The organism is Taklimakanibacter lacteus, assembly GCA_003576695.1.
Classification (GTDB): domain Bacteria; phylum Pseudomonadota; class Alphaproteobacteria; order Rhizobiales; family Aestuariivirgaceae; genus Taklimakanibacter; species Taklimakanibacter lacteus.
In genome coordinates, this window is sequence record QOZQ01000008.1 from 298687 (window position 1) to 314361 (window position 15675).

Genomic DNA, 15675 nt, shown 5'->3' on the forward strand with positions numbered 1-15675 from the left:
ACGGCGGGTTCTCGTCTTATGGGTATCAACCCAGGAGATCAGAATGCACAACAAGACCAGGCTCATCCTCATCACCGTCGCCCTGTCCACGCTGGGCATCGGCACCCTTGCCACGGCGGCGCTCGCCGACCGGGGGCACTGGGGTGGCGGATGGGGCGGCCGCCACGGTGGCATGATGCGCGGCTTCATGGAACGCTATGACGCGAACAAGGACGGCAAGGTGACGCAGCAGGAAGTCGACACCAACCGCACCGACTGGTTCGGCAGGTTCGATGCCGACAAGAACGGAACCATGAACCTCAAGGAGTTCGAGGCTCTGTGGCTCGAGGCGCACCGCAAGCAGATGGTGCGTGAGTTCCAGCAGCTCGACCCCAATGGCGATGCGAGCGTGACTCTCGATGAATACAAGGAGCCGCTGTCCCGCATCGTCGCCAACCGCGACCGCAATGGCGATGGCGCCGTCAGCAAGGAGGATCGCCGGGATGGCGGCAAGCGGCGCTGGCGCGACCATGATCGTGACGACGACAGGGATGATGACGGCGGCGGCAATGGCCCGGAGCAGCAGTAACTGAAGGCGGCCCTCAGGGCTTTGCTCTGCGGGTCTCTCTTTTCTGCCCGTCCGGCCCGAATTTAACCTTTCCTAACCATAGTCCGTTTCCTGGCAATCAAGTTGCAGGGATTTCCTGCAACTGTGTCTCCTCGGCACAGATCGGGTCAGGACAGCAATGCAACCACAGCGAGAATTTTCGCTCACCGCAGATTTTGCACGGGGAGAAGGCTCTACGAGCCTCGCTATCCGCGACCTTGCGCCGCCGCACCACGGGCATATATCGCTCGTCACCGATCTGGCCGCGCTCGAGCAGCTGTCGGGTGACTGGCACGACCTGCATCAGGCATGCGCCCGACCTGCAGGCGTTTTCCAGAGTGCTGAATGGTGCATGGCTTGGGCTCGCCGCTATGCGAAGCCTGAGAAAGGCATAGAGCCCTGCATCGTCACCGGCTACCAGGATGGCGTCCTGATGTTCCTGTGGCCGCTCATGAAAGTGCGCAGCGGCCCCCTCACCATCCTGCGCTGGTTCACCGATCCCTTTGCGCAATATGGCGACATACTGGTTCGTTCCGGCACGGATGCCCGTCCCTGGTGCCGTAGCGCCATGGAATTCCTGCGCCGGCTCAAGGGCATAGATTGCCTTCGTCTGCGCCATGTGCGGGCCGATTCGGCCATTCACCCCTTCCTGGCGGAAAACTTCTACCGTGCCGGCGAGCCCGATGAGGCGCCCTTTCTCGACCTGACGGCCTACCCGACCGAAACAGCCTACGACCAGCGCTACACGCGCGAGCAGCGCAAGCGCCGCAACAAGATCAGGAAGTCCCTCGAGGCCATGGGGCCGGTCAGCTTCCGCATGTTATCCCCCGGCAGCGCCATGGATCGCGCCATGGAGCAGGCCGTCGCGCAAAAACGCCAATGGCTTTCGGAACGCGGCCTCTACAGCAAGCCCTTGCTGTGTCCCCTGTTCGACTCCTTCCTGCGCGATCTCTCGCGCAGCACGGGCGGCGCTTTTTCGCTCGTCATCTCCTGCCTGACGGCGGGCGACCGTCCCATCTCCTGGGAGATCGGGCTGCGCTGCGGCGGGGCCCATTTCGGTTTCATCACCGCGCATGACACCACCCTCACGGATGCCTCGCCGGCGCGGCTTCACATGGATCTATCCCAGCGTCAGGCCATTCGGGATGGCATGCAGGTCTTCGACCTGATGATTCCGGGCGATCCCCACAAGCAGTCCTGGAGCAATGGCCGCGTGGCGGTCCATGAGTTCCACACCCCCTTGTCGATGGCCGGGATGGTCTATGGTCATGGCTATCTCTCCCTGCTGCGGCCGCTCGTCCGGCGCTTTTACCATTCGGCGCCGGCTACGATCCGCACCCGCTTCACGCGCTTCTTCTCGGCCTGACTGTCCTTTCGCCGCACCGTAATAGGCTGGCACTGCCGCAATAGGCGTGACAGACTGTCAACGGAAGCCCAGCAAGACAGTTGACATGCCAGCCACCACCCTCATCCGCGCCAACGATCCCCTCCTCCAGCCTTACACAATCAAGCATCTGACACTCCGCAACCGGATCATGTCGACGGCGCATGAGCCGAACTACCACGAAGACGGCATGCCGAAGGACCGCTATCGGCTCTATCATGTCGAGAAGGCCAAAGGCGGCATCGCTTTGACCATGACCGCCGGTTCCGCCGTCGTCTCGCGCGATTCACCGCCCGCTTTCGGCAACCTCCTCGCTTACAAGGACGAGATCGTGCCCTGGCTGCGCAAGCTGGCCGATGAGTGCCATGAGCATGGCGCTGCCGTGATGATCCAGCTCACCCATCTCGGGCGCCGCACCAACTGGAACAAGGGGGACTGGCTCCCGATCCTCTCCCCCTCGCCGGTGCGCGAGCCGGCGCATCGCGCCTTTCCCAAGGAGATGGAGGATTGGGATTTTGACCGCATCATCGCCGACTACGCGGCAGCCGCCCAGCGCATGAAGGCGGCCGGCCTCGATGGCTTCGAGTTCGAATGCTACGGCCATCTGATGGATGCCTTCTGGTCGCCGGCGACCAACCTGCGCACCGACGACTACAATGGCTCGATCGACAACCGGCTGCGCTTCACCATGCGGGTGCTCGAGGCGGTGCGCAAGGCGGTGGGGCCGGATTTCATCGTCGGCTGCCGCCTAGTGGCGGATGAGGATTGGGACAAGGGGCTCTCCAAGCAGGAGGGCCTCGAGATCTGCCACAAGCTCAAGAATTCCGGCCTCGTCGATTTCCTCAACATCATCCGCGGCCATATCGAGCACGATGCCCCGCTTGCCCGGGTCATTCCGGTCATGGGCATGCAGGCTTCGCCGCATCTCAATTTTGCCGGCGAAGTGCGCGCCCTCACCCGCTTCCCGGTCTTCCATGCGGCACGCATCAACGACGTGGCGACGGCGCGTCATGCGGTCGCCGAAGGCAAGCTCGACATGGTCGGCATGACGCGCGCCCATATCGCCGATCCTCATATCGTCAAAAAGATCGCCGAGGGGCGCGAAAGCGAGATTCGCCCTTGCGTCGGCGCCACCTATTGCCTCGATCGCCTCTATGAAGGCTACGACACGCTGTGCATCCACAATCCGGCGACCGGCCGCGAAGCCTCGCTGCCGCAGGTAGTCACCCGCACGACGGGCAAGCGCCGGAAGATCGCCATCATCGGCGCCGGTCCCGCCGGCCTCGAAGCGGCACGCGTCTCGGGCGAGCGCGGCCATGAGGTGATCCTGTTCGAGGCGTCGGGCAATCCCGGCGGTCAGATCCGGCTGGCAAGCCAGGCCAGGCGCCGGCGCGAGCTCATCGGCATTGCCGACTGGCGCGCCGAGCAGTGCGAGCGGCTCGGCGTCAGCGTGAAGTACAACCATTTCGTCGAGGCGGCGGATGTAAGATCGCTCGACGCCGACATCGTCATTGTCGCGACCGGCGGCCTGCCGCAGAACATGGCGATCGAGGAAGGCGCCGATCTCGCCGTATCGAGCTGGGATATACTGTCCGGCGATGTGAAACCGGCCGAGGACGTCCTGGTCTTTGACGACAATGGCGCGCATCCCGGCATGGCGGCGGCCGAACTCATCGCCGAGACGGGCTCGACCCTCGAGATCGCGAGTCCTGAACGCATCTTTGCCGCGGAAATCGGCGGGCTCAATCTGGTGCCCTATATGCAGGCCTTCACCCGGCGCAACGTGCGGATCACCACCATGACCCGGGTGCGCACGCTCAAGCGTCAGGGCAACAAGATCCTCGCCACCTTGTGGAACACCTATGGCGAGGCAGACTATTCCACCCGGCTGGTCGATCAGGTCGTCATCGAGAACGGAACATCGCCTCTTGCCGATCTCTATTTCGACCTCAAGGAAGAATCGAGCAACCGCGGCGAGCTCGATCATGAAGCCTTTGTCGTCGCCCGGCCGCAGGCGATACGCACCAATCCCTCGGGCAAGTTTCAGCTCTTTCGCATCGGCGACGCCGTCGCTTCGCGCAATATTCACGCGGCAATCTATGACGCGCTGAGGTTATGCAGGGTTTTCTGAGATATACGACCGACGTTTCCTTGTGTTGATTGCGACACTGCGTCAGATGTCCCGGCGTCACGGTTCCCCTGCATCCTTAATCGATCCCTAAATGCGCCGACTGATGTCTGCGCAGTGGTAAAGATGCTATTAAGGCTAAACCTGTGCTCCCATGTTGGTGGGCGCGATAGGAAAAATTCGAACAATTCTTTTAATTCCTGGATCAGACGCCGCTTTTAGGTTGCCGTCTACTCGATCTTCGCTTTTTTGTTCAGGGACGGCTTCGAAATGTCACGCAGGATATTGGGCAGCATCGTCATCGCTCTCCAGGCGGCCATCGCAACAACCTTCATGGGCACGGCGCCCGCCCGGGCTGAATCGCTCGAGACCTATTACAAGGTCCTTATCGCGGTGCGCAAATGCGAGCTCTCTGTCGATGAAGTTCAGCTGAGCAAGCTGCAGGACATCATCGAGACCCGCGTCACCAACACGGACGCCTCTTCCGATACGATCAACGACATCTTCGACAACATCGCCGCCGATATCGGCGATGACACGCCCGCTTTCTGCACTGCCTACACCGACACGGCACTCTCCGTTCTGGAAAACCTCTGATCCATGGATCGCAACCTCATGCACACGGAAACTTTCAAGACATGGCTCAAGGCGCGCTCCGCCCTGAATCACTTTTTCGCCGGCGACAAGGCCAGCGTGGCGCCCATATTCGCGATCAGCGCCATTCCGATAGTCATGATCACCGGCATCGCCGTTGACTCGAGCCGCCTGTCTTCGGCCCGTGTCCATGTCCAGGCGGCAACCGACGCCGCCGCCCTCTCTGCCGCCGCCGCCTATGGAACCGGCAACGACAGCTGGAAGGACATCGCCAACGCGGTCTTCGATAGCAATCTGGCCCAGAGTGATGAGCTGACCGATGCCAATCTGGAGACGGACGTGTCCGTCAACACCGTCGACAACACTCTCACCATGACGGCCAAAGGCTCCATACCGACGACACTGACGAGCATTGGCGGTTTCGAAGAAATGTCGATCGGCAACAATGAGGACGGCACCATATCGAGCACCGTCACGCTGCCGATTTTCTCCGACTATCATAAGGGTCAGATCGTGCTCGTCATGGACTACTCGAGCTCGATGTACGAGACTGTCGGCGGCACGCAGAAATACATGAGCATGCGCGATGAGGCCAGCAAGCTGGTCAAATATCTGTCACAGAACCTCACCAATACCGATGTCGAATTCGGCCTGGTGCCGTTCTCGCACGCGGTGCGCGTCACTATGCCCAAGAATTACTATTATGGCCAGACCGGCACCACGACGACGACCAGCTGCGTCGATGACCGCAACTATCCCTACAATCTCAGTTCCGAAACACCCAACACCGGCACGACGTACAATTCGACGAAGTTCTTCAAGGCCAGCTGCTCGTATTTCTCGACCAACAAGTTGAATGTGAGGCCGCTGTCGACCGATCATGCCGCGACGAATACGCAGATCACCGAGATGATCCCATATGGCAACACGCATATATCGCTCGGCATGGAGACCGCCTGGCACCTGCTGACGCCCAATCTGCCCTATGCGGCCACGGAGAACACCGAGGAAACGCTGAAGGCGGTGGTGCTGCTGACCGATGGGAAGCAGACGAGCCCCGGCAACGGGCCGAACAATGCCCTCTCCGTTGCTCAGGCCGAGGCCAATCTGGAGGTTCAGTGCCAGAAGATGAAGGACGCGGGTATCCGCGTCATCACTGTTTCCTTCGATCTGGCCGATGCGGATACGGAAAAGCGCCTGAAGGATTGCGCGTCGGTCAACCTCGACAATGTGGCGGCGGGCGAAGATCCCCCCGACCCGCCGGACAAGTACTTCTTCGACGTCGATACCAATGAAGAGCTGGTGACTGCCTTCGGCATCATCCGCGACAGCCTGGCGCGCACCATGTTCGTCTCCAAATAGGTCGTGAATCGGGTGGTCGCGCCGGCCAAAGCCGGCTAGACCATCCGCATGATCAGCCGTGTCATGGGCCCCGCCGAATGGGCCATGCTCATCCTCCTCAGCATCGTCTGGGGAGGTTCGTTTTTCCTCTATGCCGTGGCGCTCGTCGATCTGCCCACTTTCACCATTGTCTTCCTGCGCGTGAGCCTGGGCAGCCTCGGCCTGTGGCTGTGCGCCTGGGCAATGGGCCTCCTGCCGCTGCGCCGGCGGGGCATCTGGCGTGATTTCCTCGTCATGGGGCTGATCAATAACGCCATTCCTTTCAGCCTCATCGTCTGGGGCCAGCACGAAGTCGCCTCAGGGCTCGCCGCCATCCTGAACGCCACAACCCCCTTCTTCACGGTGATCGCCGCCAACCTGCTCACCAGCGATGAGAAGCTGTCCTGGAACCGTCTTCTCGGCGCCCTGATCGGACTTTCCGGCGTCGCCGCCATGATGGGAACCGACATGCTGGCGGCGCAGTCGGGATCCCTGCTGCCGCAGCTCGCCATCATCGGCGCCGCCATATCCTATGCCTTCGCCAGCGTCTTCGGCCGGCGTTTCTCCGAAACGCCTCCGCTGGTGACCGCGGCCGGTCAGACCGCCGCCTCCACCTTGATTCTCCTGCCGCTGATGCTCGCCATCGACATGCCCTGGCGCCTGTCGGCGCCGCCCGTGTCGGCCTGGCTTGCCGTGGCGGGTCTCGCTCTGTTGTGCACCTCGCTCGCTTATATCCTCTATTTCACTATCCTGAAGCGCGCCGGCGCGACCAACATCGTCCTCGTCACTTTTCTCGTCCCGGTCAGCGCCATTCTGCTGGGCATGACCTTCCTTGGCGAGAGCCTCGACAGCCACCACGTCATTGGTATGGCGACCATCGCCCTGGGGCTCGCCCTGATCGACGGGCGGCTTCTTGTCCTCCTCAAACCCCGTCGCGCCTGACACAATTCCGGTCTATCCTCCGCCTGGCATTCCCGCCGAAACCGGCATCAGGAGGAGATCATGGCCAGCCATCCCGATGTTCAGGGGTTCTTCGATGAAGCCACCAACACGGTGAGTTATGTCGTCAGCGATCCCGCGACCCGCATCTGCGCCATCGTCGATTCGGTTCTCGATTACGACCCTTCTGCCGGACGGACCTCCTTCCAGTCCGCCGACAGGGTGATCGATCACGTCCGCCGCAACAGGCTGGAGCTCGACTGGATTCTCGAGACCCATGTCCATGCCGACCATCTCTCCGCCGCTCCCTATATCCAGGAGAAACTGGGCGGCAGGCTCGGCATCGGCGAGAAAATCAAGGTCGTGCAGGACACGTTCGGCAGGATCTTCAACGCCGGAACGGACTTTCAGCGCGACGGCAGCCAGTTCGATCATCTGTTCGGCGATGGCGACCGTTTCGCCGTCGGCTCGATCGAGGCCCATGCCATGCACACGCCGGGCCACACGCCTGCCTGCATGACTTTTGTCATTGGCGATGCCGCCTTCATCGGCGACACGCTGTTCATGCCGGATTTCGGCACCGCCCGTGCTGATTTCCCCGGCGGCGATGCCCGCCAGCTCTATCGCTCGATCCAGAAGGTGCTGTCGCTGCCTCCGGATACCAGGCTCTTCCTGTGCCATGACTACAAGGCGCCGGGCCGCGACTTCTTCGCCTGGGAGACGACGGTGGCCGCCGAGCGCGCCGGTAATATTCATGTCCGCGAAGGCGTCAGCGAGGACGAGTTCGTCGCCATGCGCACGGCGCGCGACAAGAAGCTCGGCACGCCGCGGCTCATCATCCCCTCGATCCAGGTCAACATGAATGCCGGGCATTTTCCGCCACCCGATCCGGATGGCAATGTCTATCTCAAGGTGCCGCTCAACCGAATCTAGAAAAAGCTTTCAGGGAGACCGCCATGGCCGACCAATTGAGCGGCATTCATCATCTGACCGCCATCACCGCCGACGCGCCCGGCAATCTCGCTTTCTACACGAAGGTGCTGGGGCTCCGCCTGGTGAAGAAGACCGTCAATCAGGACGATACGAGCGCCTATCATCTCTTCTATGCCGACGGCAAAGCAAGCCCGGGCAGTGATGTCACCTTCTTCGACTGGCCGGTCGCGCGCGAGCGGCGCGGCACCCATAGCATCTCGCGCACGGCGCTCAGGGTCGCCGGCGAGGCAAGCCTCGCCTGGTGGCGCGACCGCTTGCTGGCCCACAAGGTGAAGACCGGCGAAATCGGCGAGGTCGCCGGTTTCACGTCACTCGATTTCGAGGATCCGGAAGGTCAGCGCCTGCGCCTCATCGATGACAAGGGCAGAGGCGAAAGCAATCCGTGGAGCGCCAGCAGCGTTCCCGAGGCGCATCAGATTCGCGGGCTCGGCCCGATCACGCTCTCGGTGCCGGATCTGAAGCCGACAGCCGCCGTCCTCACCCGGATCCTCAATATGAGCGAGACGCGCGAGCACCCGCTCGGCAACGGCAAGACATCCCTCCATGTCTTCTCGATGGGCGATGGCGGTGCGGCAGCCGAGCTCCACCTCGCCGTCGAGCCGCATCTGCCGGCTGCCGGCCAGGGTGCCGGCGGCGTCCATCACGTCGCCTTCCGCACGCCAAGTGTCGAAGCGCTGCATCAATGGACGGCGCGGCTCACAAGCTTCAAGCTGCCCAACAGCGGTGAGGTCGAGCGTTATTATTTCCGCTCGCTCTATTTCCGCGAGCCCAACGGCATCCTGTTCGAGATCGCCACCGACGGGCCGGGTTTTGCGGTGGATGAGCCGCTGGCCAGCCTGGGCGAGCGCCTGTCGCTGCCGCCCTTTCTCGAAGCGCGCCGCGCCAGCATTGAAGCCGGGTTGAAGCCGCTCGCATGAAGATAAAGCCCACGGATGCTGCCCGTCTCATCAAGGCGCATGGTCTTCATGTTGCAGGTGCGCCTCTGGCCGAAGCCGACAAGGTGGTCATTCTCATCCATGGCCGCCATGCCAGCGGTGAGGTCATCCTGCCGCTTGCCGACCGTTTGGCCCAGCCCGGCCTCTGCTTCCTGGCGCCCGATGCCGAGACCGGCAGCTGGTATCCGGGAGCCTTCATGGCGCCCATCATCAGCAACGAGCCCTATTTGAGCCGCGCCCTCGACCGCGTCGGCGCCATTCTCGCCGCCGTGGCTGAGCTGGGCTTCGGCATTGGCGATCAGATTTTCCTCGCCGGCTTCTCACAGGGCGCCTGCCTCGCCAGCGAATTCGCCGCCCGCAACGCTCGGCGCTATGCCGGCGTCCTGGGCTTCAGCGGCGGTCTCATCGGTCCCGAGCCGATGGTCCGGCAGGACCAGGGGAGTCTTGCCGGCACGCCCATTTTCCTGGGCTGCCGCGAGAAGGATCCTTTCATCCCCGCACGCCGCGTCACCGAAACCGCCGCTCATTTCGAAACGCTGGGCGCGAAAGTGACCTGGCGCCTCTATCCCGGCAGCGACCACATCATAAATGACGATGAGATTGCGCATGCCAGGGGCATACTGGCACCCGCAGCCGTCGCATGACATGCTTTCACTGACCTGAACGGGGAAACACACATATGGATATCGGTATCATCGGCCTCGGACGCATGGGCGGCAACATTGCCCGCCGCCTCCTGCGCGGCGGACACAAATGCGTGGTGCTCGACCGCAACCAGGATGCGGTGAAGGACGTCGCGGGCGCCGGCGGCCTGGCGTCGAAGGATTCGGCCGATATGCTGAAGAAGCTGAAGGCGCCCCGCGCTGTGTGGCTCATGCTGCCGGCGGGCGAGATCACCGAAAAGGTCCTGGCCGAGGTCGCCGCCGAAATGAGCACGGGCGACATCCTGATCGATGGCGGCAACAGCTTCTACAAGGACGACATCCGTCGCGCCAGGACCTTGCGGGCGAAGGGCATCAATTATGTCGATGTCGGCACCTCGGGCGGGGTGTGGGGATTGGAGCGCGGCTATTGCATGATGATCGGCGGCGACCAGGATATCGTCGCGCATCTCGACCCCATCTTCGCCTGCCTCGCTCCCGGTCTCGGCAAGATCGATCGCACACCCGGCCGCGAGAAGCGCGATCCGCGTGCCGAGCATGGCTATGTCCATTGCGGGCCGGCAGGCTCCGGCCACTTCGCCAAGATGATCCACAACGGCATCGAATACGGCCTCATGCAGGCCTATGCCGAAGGCTTCGACATCCTGCGCAACAAATCGAGCGAGGCTTTGCCGGAAGACGAGCGCTTCACCTTCGACATGGCTGATCTCGCCGAGGTCTGGCGGCGCGGCAGCGTCATTTCATCCTGGCTGCTCGACCTCTGCGCCATTGCTTTGACCCGCGACAGCGACCTCAAGACCTTCACGGGCTCCGTCGCCGATTCAGGCGAAGGCCGTTGGACGGTGGAAGCGGCGATAGAGGAGGCCGTGCCCGCCGATGTGCTGACGACGGCCCTCTATACCCGCTTCCGCTCGCGCCGCGACCATACCTACGCGGAGAAGCTCCTGTCCGCCATGCGCTATGAATTCGGCGGCCATGTCGAGCAGAAGAAGTGATCCGCTTTAGGCTGTCGCGAATGAGTTCCTGTGAATTCCTAAGCGAGCTCTCGCCAAGCTTTCCCCCTCGCCCGTTGCGAAGCAATGGGAGAGGGTGCCCGAAGGGCGGGTGAGGGCTCTTACTTTGCTTCTGAAATATCCCCAGCCAGAGCCAGCAGGATCATGTCCATCACATCGTTGAAGCGATGATAGACATCGTCATTCAGAACGCGAAGCACTCTGTATCCTTGTGATCGTAGATACGCCGTCCGCTTGGTATCATAGGCGATCTCATGGTCCTCCGAATGTGTCGCGCCATCCAATTCGACCACAAGGCGGGCATCGCGGCACAGAAAATCGACTGTGAACGGTCCGATCGGGTATTGGCGATGGAATTTGTGGTTCTGGAGACGACGACCACGCAAGCCTGACCACAAGCGCGCCTCTGCCGGCGTCTGGCTACGGCGCAGTCGGCGGGCCTGTTCAAGGCGCTTTTCCTCGGTGAGAGCCATGACGAAAGGTATCGCAACGATCTCCAGCACGCCAGCTTAAGAGCCCTCACCCGCCCTTCGGGCACCCTCTCCCATTGCTTCGCAACGGGCGAGGGAGAAAATTTGGAGAGGACTTGCCTGGTTTAGAAATTCATATGCGATACCCATCGCCCTTGCGGGAAGGGGAAACTACATCCTCCCATATTTCTTCATCACATCGATCAGCTGGTCATGCGGCAGTGCGACCGATCGATTGCCGTCGCGTCCCTCCATCGTCTCGTTGGCGATCATGCTGTCGATGATCGCCTCCTCCGTCGCCTCGATCGTCGCTTCGAACAGGGGATCGATGTCGCCAGTGCCGACCGCCTCCATCCGCCGCAATTCGCCGCGCTTTGCGGTGAAGGCCGCCTCGTTGGCGGTCGAAAAGGCGAGGAAGATGTCGCCGGAGCTGTTATGGCCGATGCCGCCGGTGCGGGCGAGGCCGATCGGCACCCTTCTCGCGATGCGCTTGAGCTGATGCGCCTCAAGCGGTGCGTCGGTGGCGATGACGACGATGATCGAGCCCGCGGGCTTGCCGCGCAGTTCATCGCCGGTAAGATGCCGGCCGGCGGGAACGCCGAGGATGGTGCATTCCGGGCGCTGGCCGAAATTGGATTGCACGAAGGCGCCGACCGTATGGTTGCGGCCCGCCACCTTCACCACCCGTGACGCCGTGCCGTTGCCGCCCTTGAAGTCGTAGCAGATCATGCCGGTGCCGCCGCCGACACTGCCCTGCTCCACGGGCCCGCCCCGCGCCCCTTCCAGCGCTTGAATCACATGCTCAGCCTTCACGTGGAAGCCGTTGATATCGTTGAGGTCGCCGTCATAGGTCTCGGCCGCGACGGGAAGTCCCCAATCCTGCACGTTGCCGCCCCCATGACGCACCAGCCATTCGATCGTCGCATCGCGCGCGATGCCGCAGGAATGCGTGTTGGTGATGGTGATCGGGGTCTGCAGCTCACCCGATTCCTCGATCCAGATGGTGCCCGTCATCTCGCCATTGCCGTTGAGGGCGTAGGAGCCCGCGGCGCAAGGCACCTGCGCCTTGCCGCGGCCGCGCGGCAGGATGGCGGTGACGCCGGTGCGCACCGGCCCCGCGCCCACGACGAGCTTGCCCGCGCCTGAAATCAGCGTCGTTACCCCGACCTCGACACCGGCTACATCGGTGATTGCATTATGCTCGCCCGGCGCGCCGGGAAAGGGCAGCTTAAGCCCGCGTCCACGTGTCTTGCCAGCGGGAGTGGTCTTGTGGGAATTCATGGCGGCGCCTCGATTCTTCTTTGCAAGGTGCCGTGGCTTCGCACACACTGAAGCGACCAAGCAAGTCCCGGACTTTCCATGGCCTCACCCGTCGATCCCTCCGCCTACAAGGAAGCGCTGATCTTCCTCGGCACCGCGGGCGTCGTCATTCCGATATTCCGCCAGCTCGGCATCAGCTCGATCTTGGGCTTTCTCATCGTCGGCGCGCTGGTCGGCCCCAATATGCTGGGGGCGCTCGCCCCGGATCATCCCTGGCTCGCCAATTTCGTCTTCACCGAATCGGGCCAGTTCGCCCAGCTCGCCGAGCTCGGCGTTGTCTTCCTTCTCTTCCTGATCGGCATCGAATTGTCCTTCGAGCGGCTCATCACCATGCGCCGGCTGGTCTTCGGCCTCGGCGGCCTGCAGATGCTGGTGACCGCGACCGTCCTGACGCTCGTCGGCCTGTGGCTCGGCCTCGATGCGCCCGCAGCGCTGGTCGTCGGCGCCGCGCTGTCGCTTTCCTCGACCGCCATCGTCGTCCAGCTTCTCTCCGATGCCAAGCGGCTCGGCACGCAGACCGGGCGCGCCAGCTTCGCGGTGCTTCTCTTCCAGGACCTGGCCGTCATCCCGATCCTGCTCCTCATCAATGTGCTGAGCGCCAATGAGGCGGGCTTTTCCTTCGCCGACATCCTCACTGCCATCGCCCAGGCGCTCATCGCCATCTCGGTCATCGTGGTCATCGGCCGCTTCCTGCTGCGCCCGCTGCTCAGGCTCGTGGCGGCGACCCGCAGCGGCGACCTCTTCATGGCAACGACCTTGCTGATCGCGGTGGGTGCGGGCTATGCGGCGAGCCTCGCCGGCCTGTCCATGGCGCTCGGCGGCTTCCTCGCCGGACTCCTCCTTGCCGAGACCGAGTTCCGCCGCGAGATCGAGGCCATCATCGAACCCTTCAAGGGCCTGCTGCTCGGCGCCTTCTTCCTGCTCGTCGGCATGGGCATCGATCTCAGGCAGATCGCCTCCTTCCCGGCAGCCTTCATCCTCTCGGCATTTGCCCTCATCGCCGTCAAGGCGCTCCTGTTCTGGCTTGCCGCCGCCCCCTTCGCGATCGGAAAGGACGCCCGCATCGAGGCCGCTTTGCTGCTGGGACCCGGCGGTGAATTCGCCTTCATCGCCATGGCGGCGGCCGTCGCCGCGGGCGTCGTCAACCAGATCGTCTCGGATGCGGTCCTGGTCACCGTTTCGCTCACCATGGCGGCGCTCCCGCTGCTCGATTATCTGAGCCGGCCCCTGTCGCGGAAGATCCTCAAGGCCGCGGTCGCGATGCCGATGGAAACACCGCCGCCCGACAGCGAGGCCAAGGTCATCATCGCGGGCTTCGGCCGCGTCGGCCGCCTCATCGGCCAGATGCTCGAGGAGCATGGCATCGCCTATATCGCCGTCGACACCGATCCCGCGGTCGTCGCTGCCGAGCGCAAGGCCGGCAAGCCCATCTACTATGGCGATGCGGCGCGCCCGGAATTCCTGCGCGCCTGCAATCTCGATCATATCAGGGTCATCGCGGTCACCATGGACCAGCCGAGGAAGGTCGAGGATGTGACGGTCGCGGCACGCGCCGAACGCGCCGACATCCAGATCATCGCGCGCGCCCGCGACGACCGCCATGCCGTCAAGCTCTATGGCCTCGGCGTCACCGAAGCGGTGCCCGAGACGATCGAGGCCTCACTGCAACTGGGTGAATCGGTCCTGGTCGGCGCCGGGCTCGCCATGGGCCTCGCCATCGCTTCCGTGCATGAGCAGCGCGACACCTATCGCAAGATGCTGGGCCGGCCCAACCGCAAGGAGGAACTGGCGCTGCTGCGCCGGCGCAAGACCCGCGGCATCAGCCGGGCGAGTGAGAAGAGCTAAGCCACACCCAGCTTCTTCTGCAGGCTCGAGCTCGAGGTGGTGTACTGGAACAGGAGCCGCTCGCCCGGATGGATATGATGGAAGGCTTCCTGCGCCATCAGCGCCGCTTCGTGGAAGCCCGACAATATGAGCTTGAGCTTGCCCGGATAGGTGTTGATGTCGCCGATGGCGAAGATGCCTGGCGTCGAGGTCTCGAACTTCGCCGTATCGACGGGAATGAGGTTCTCGTGCAGATTGAGTCCCCATTCGGCCACCGGTCCAAGCTTCATGGTGAGTCCGAAGAAGGGCAGCATGGCATTGGCAGTGATGTCGAACGGGCCTTCATTGCCCTTCACCTGCACCGAAGCGAGGACACCGCCCTCGCCCGTGAGCCCGGTCACCTGGCCGAGCTTGAACTGCATCTTGCCCGCCGCCACCAGCTCGCGCATCTTCTTCACGCTGTCGGGCGCGGCGCGGAAATCGTCGCGCCGGTGCAGCAGCGTCAGGCTCCTGGCCAGAGGTTGCAGATTGAGCGTCCAGTCGAGGGCGGAGTCGCCGCCGCCGACTATGAGGATGTCGCGCCCGCGCAGCGTCTCCATCTTCTTGACCGAATAGAAGACCGATTTCGCCTCATAGGCCTCGATCCCCGGGATCGGCGGCTTCTTCGGCTGGAACGAGCCGCCGCCCGCCGCGATGACCACCACCTTGGCGTTGAAGACGAGGCCGCCATCGGTCTTGAGCTCGAAGCGGCCATCTTCGCGCTTGGTGAGCTCGGTCACCATCTGGTTGAAGTGATATTCGGGCTTGAAGGGCTTGGCCTGATCGAGGAGCCGGTGCGTCAGCTCGGAGCCGGTGACGATCGGCAGCGCCGGGATGTCATAGATCGGCTTTTCCGGGTAGAGCTCGGCGCACTGCCCGCCCGGGCGGTCGAGGATGTCGACCACATGGCATTTGATGTCGAGGAGCCCCAGTTCGAAGATCGCGAACAGGCCGCAAGGTCCCGCCCCCACGATCACGGCATCGGTGGAGATCACCTCTTCGCTCATATTTTCGCTCCGCAATGACTAGAATTGCTTTTCAGGGACGCGCACCCTGAGGCCGTCCAGCGCGTCGGATACCTTGATCTGGCAGGACAGCCGGCTTTCTTCCCGCACATCGAAGGCGAAGTCGAGCATGTCCTCTTCCATCGGGTTGCGCTGGCCGGTCTTCTCGCGCCAGTCGGGCTCGACATAGACATGGCAGGTGGCGCAGGCGCAGGCGCCGCCGCAATCGGCATCGATCCCCGGCACCATGTTCTTGACGGCGGTCTCCATGACCGTCATCCCCGTCACCCCGTCGACGGTCTGCTCTGTGCCATTATGCTGGATGAAGGTGATCTTCGCCATTCCGGGGCCTTTTGTCGGGTATTAACGCGCGGGCCTCTTTAAGGGATCAGGCCGGCGAACAC

Annotated in this window: 15 protein-coding genes; 11 read left to right on the forward strand and 4 right to left on the reverse strand. The window is 63.0% G+C overall.

What is annotated here, in order from left to right:
• The first annotated feature begins 43 nt into the window (after positions 1 to 43).
• The 10 genes from DT068_RS18025 (at position 44) to gnd (ending at position 10596) form a co-directional block, all read left to right on the forward strand.
• Positions 44 to 568 (forward strand): EF-hand domain-containing protein, encoded by a 525-nt coding sequence (locus DT068_RS18025; RefSeq protein ID WP_119391256.1) that lies wholly within the window; start codon positions 44 to 46, stop codon positions 566 to 568.
• A gap of 370 nt (positions 569 to 938) precedes the next feature.
• Complete coding sequence (locus DT068_RS18030; RefSeq protein ID WP_162914282.1) at positions 939 to 1952, forward strand: GNAT family N-acetyltransferase; 1014 nt, start codon at positions 939 to 941, stop codon at positions 1950 to 1952.
• Positions 1953 to 2055: 103 nt separating this feature from the next.
• Complete coding sequence (locus DT068_RS18035) at positions 2056 to 4101, forward strand: oxidoreductase (protein ID WP_119391313.1); 2046 nt, start codon at positions 2056 to 2058, stop codon at positions 4099 to 4101.
• A 267-nt stretch (positions 4102 to 4368) separates the two neighbouring features.
• Positions 4369 to 4695, forward strand: coding sequence for a hypothetical protein (locus tag DT068_RS18040; RefSeq protein ID WP_162914283.1), 327 nt, complete (start codon positions 4369 to 4371; stop codon positions 4693 to 4695).
• A gap of 18 nt (positions 4696 to 4713) precedes the next feature.
• Entirely contained in the window at positions 4714 to 6054 is a 1341-nt protein-coding gene (locus tag DT068_RS18045; RefSeq protein ID WP_162914284.1) for a pilus assembly protein TadG-related protein, read from the forward strand.
• 48 nt (positions 6055 to 6102) lie between these two features.
• Positions 6103 to 7014, forward strand: a complete 912-nt coding sequence (locus DT068_RS18050) for a DMT family transporter (RefSeq protein ID WP_368904804.1) — start codon at positions 6103 to 6105, stop codon at positions 7012 to 7014.
• A gap of 60 nt (positions 7015 to 7074) precedes the next feature.
• Entirely contained in the window at positions 7075 to 7944 is an 870-nt protein-coding gene (locus tag DT068_RS18055) for an MBL fold metallo-hydrolase (protein ID WP_119391260.1), read from the forward strand.
• Between the two features lie 23 nt (positions 7945 to 7967).
• The gene (locus DT068_RS18060) at positions 7968 to 8921 is read left to right on the forward strand and encodes a ring-cleaving dioxygenase (protein ID WP_119391261.1); all 954 of its coding nucleotides are present in this window, start codon (positions 7968 to 7970) and stop codon (positions 8919 to 8921) included.
• Positions 8918 to 9583, forward strand: a complete 666-nt coding sequence (locus DT068_RS18065) for an alpha/beta hydrolase (RefSeq protein ID WP_119391262.1) — start codon at positions 8918 to 8920, stop codon at positions 9581 to 9583. The genes DT068_RS18060 and DT068_RS18065 overlap by 4 nt, the downstream gene beginning before the upstream one ends.
• Positions 9584 to 9618: 35 nt before the next feature.
• Entirely contained in the window at positions 9619 to 10596 is a 978-nt protein-coding gene (gene gnd / locus DT068_RS18070; RefSeq protein ID WP_119391263.1) for a phosphogluconate dehydrogenase (NAD(+)-dependent, decarboxylating), read from the forward strand.
• A gap of 119 nt (positions 10597 to 10715) precedes the next feature.
• Here gnd and DT068_RS18075 read toward each other — a convergent pair whose 3' ends face one another.
• Together DT068_RS18075 and DT068_RS18080 are read right to left on the reverse strand one after the other, a co-directional pair.
• On the reverse strand, positions 10716 to 11117 hold the full coding sequence (locus DT068_RS18075; protein ID WP_368904805.1) for an endonuclease domain-containing protein: 402 nt from the start codon (positions 11115 to 11117) through the stop codon (positions 10716 to 10718).
• A 138-nt stretch (positions 11118 to 11255) separates the two neighbouring features.
• Positions 11256 to 12365 carry a DmpA family aminopeptidase gene (locus tag DT068_RS18080; protein WP_119391264.1) on the reverse strand — a complete coding sequence of 370 codons (1110 nt, stop codon included), beginning with the start codon at positions 12363 to 12365 and terminating at the stop codon, positions 11256 to 11258.
• Between the two features lie 78 nt (positions 12366 to 12443).
• Here DT068_RS18080 and DT068_RS18085 point away from each other — a divergent pair, with 78 nt between their 5' ends.
• Positions 12444 to 14249 (forward strand): cation:proton antiporter domain-containing protein, encoded by a 1806-nt coding sequence (locus tag DT068_RS18085; RefSeq protein WP_119391265.1) that lies wholly within the window; start codon positions 12444 to 12446, stop codon positions 14247 to 14249.
• Here the strand turns inward: DT068_RS18085 and DT068_RS18090 are convergent.
• Complete coding sequence (locus DT068_RS18090; protein WP_119391266.1) at positions 14246 to 15274, reverse strand: NAD(P)/FAD-dependent oxidoreductase; 1029 nt, start codon at positions 15272 to 15274, stop codon at positions 14246 to 14248. The two genes, DT068_RS18085 and DT068_RS18090, sit on opposite strands and share 4 nt — an antisense overlap.
• 18 nt (positions 15275 to 15292) lie before the next feature.
• Positions 15293 to 15613, reverse strand: coding sequence for a 2Fe-2S iron-sulfur cluster-binding protein (locus DT068_RS18095; RefSeq protein WP_119391267.1), 321 nt, complete (start codon positions 15611 to 15613; stop codon positions 15293 to 15295).
• Positions 15614 to 15675: the final 62 nt, after the last annotated feature.

Excerpts from the sequence above, each read along its gene's own strand:
- DT068_RS18025 (WP_119391256.1), top strand. The coding sequence starts at position 44 with ATGCACAACAAGACCAGGCTCATCCTCATCACCGTCGCCCTGTCCACG.
- DT068_RS18030 (WP_162914282.1), top strand. The coding sequence starts at position 939 with ATGGCTTGGGCTCGCCGCTATGCGAAGCCTGAGAAAGGCATAGAGCCC.
- DT068_RS18040 (WP_162914283.1), top strand. The coding sequence starts at position 4,369 with ATGTCACGCAGGATATTGGGCAGCATCGTCATCGCTCTCCAGGCGGCC.
- DT068_RS18045 (WP_162914284.1), top strand. The coding sequence starts at position 4,714 with ATGCACACGGAAACTTTCAAGACATGGCTCAAGGCGCGCTCCGCCCTG.
- DT068_RS18050 (WP_368904804.1), top strand. The coding sequence starts at position 6,103 with ATGATCAGCCGTGTCATGGGCCCCGCCGAATGGGCCATGCTCATCCTC.
- DT068_RS18055 (WP_119391260.1), top strand. The coding sequence starts at position 7,075 with ATGGCCAGCCATCCCGATGTTCAGGGGTTCTTCGATGAAGCCACCAAC.
- DT068_RS18060 (WP_119391261.1), top strand. The coding sequence starts at position 7,968 with ATGGCCGACCAATTGAGCGGCATTCATCATCTGACCGCCATCACCGCC.
- DT068_RS18065 (WP_119391262.1), top strand. The coding sequence starts at position 8,918 with ATGAAGATAAAGCCCACGGATGCTGCCCGTCTCATCAAGGCGCATGGT.
- gnd (WP_119391263.1), top strand. The coding sequence starts at position 9,619 with ATGGATATCGGTATCATCGGCCTCGGACGCATGGGCGGCAACATTGCC.
- DT068_RS18080 (WP_119391264.1), bottom strand. The coding sequence starts at position 12,365 with ATGAATTCCCACAAGACCACTCCCGCTGGCAAGACACGTGGACGCGGG.
- DT068_RS18085 (WP_119391265.1), top strand. The coding sequence starts at position 12,444 with ATGGCCTCACCCGTCGATCCCTCCGCCTACAAGGAAGCGCTGATCTTC.
- DT068_RS18090 (WP_119391266.1), bottom strand. The coding sequence starts at position 15,274 with ATGAGCGAAGAGGTGATCTCCACCGATGCCGTGATCGTGGGGGCGGGA.
- DT068_RS18095 (WP_119391267.1), bottom strand. The coding sequence starts at position 15,613 with ATGGCGAAGATCACCTTCATCCAGCATAATGGCACAGAGCAGACCGTC.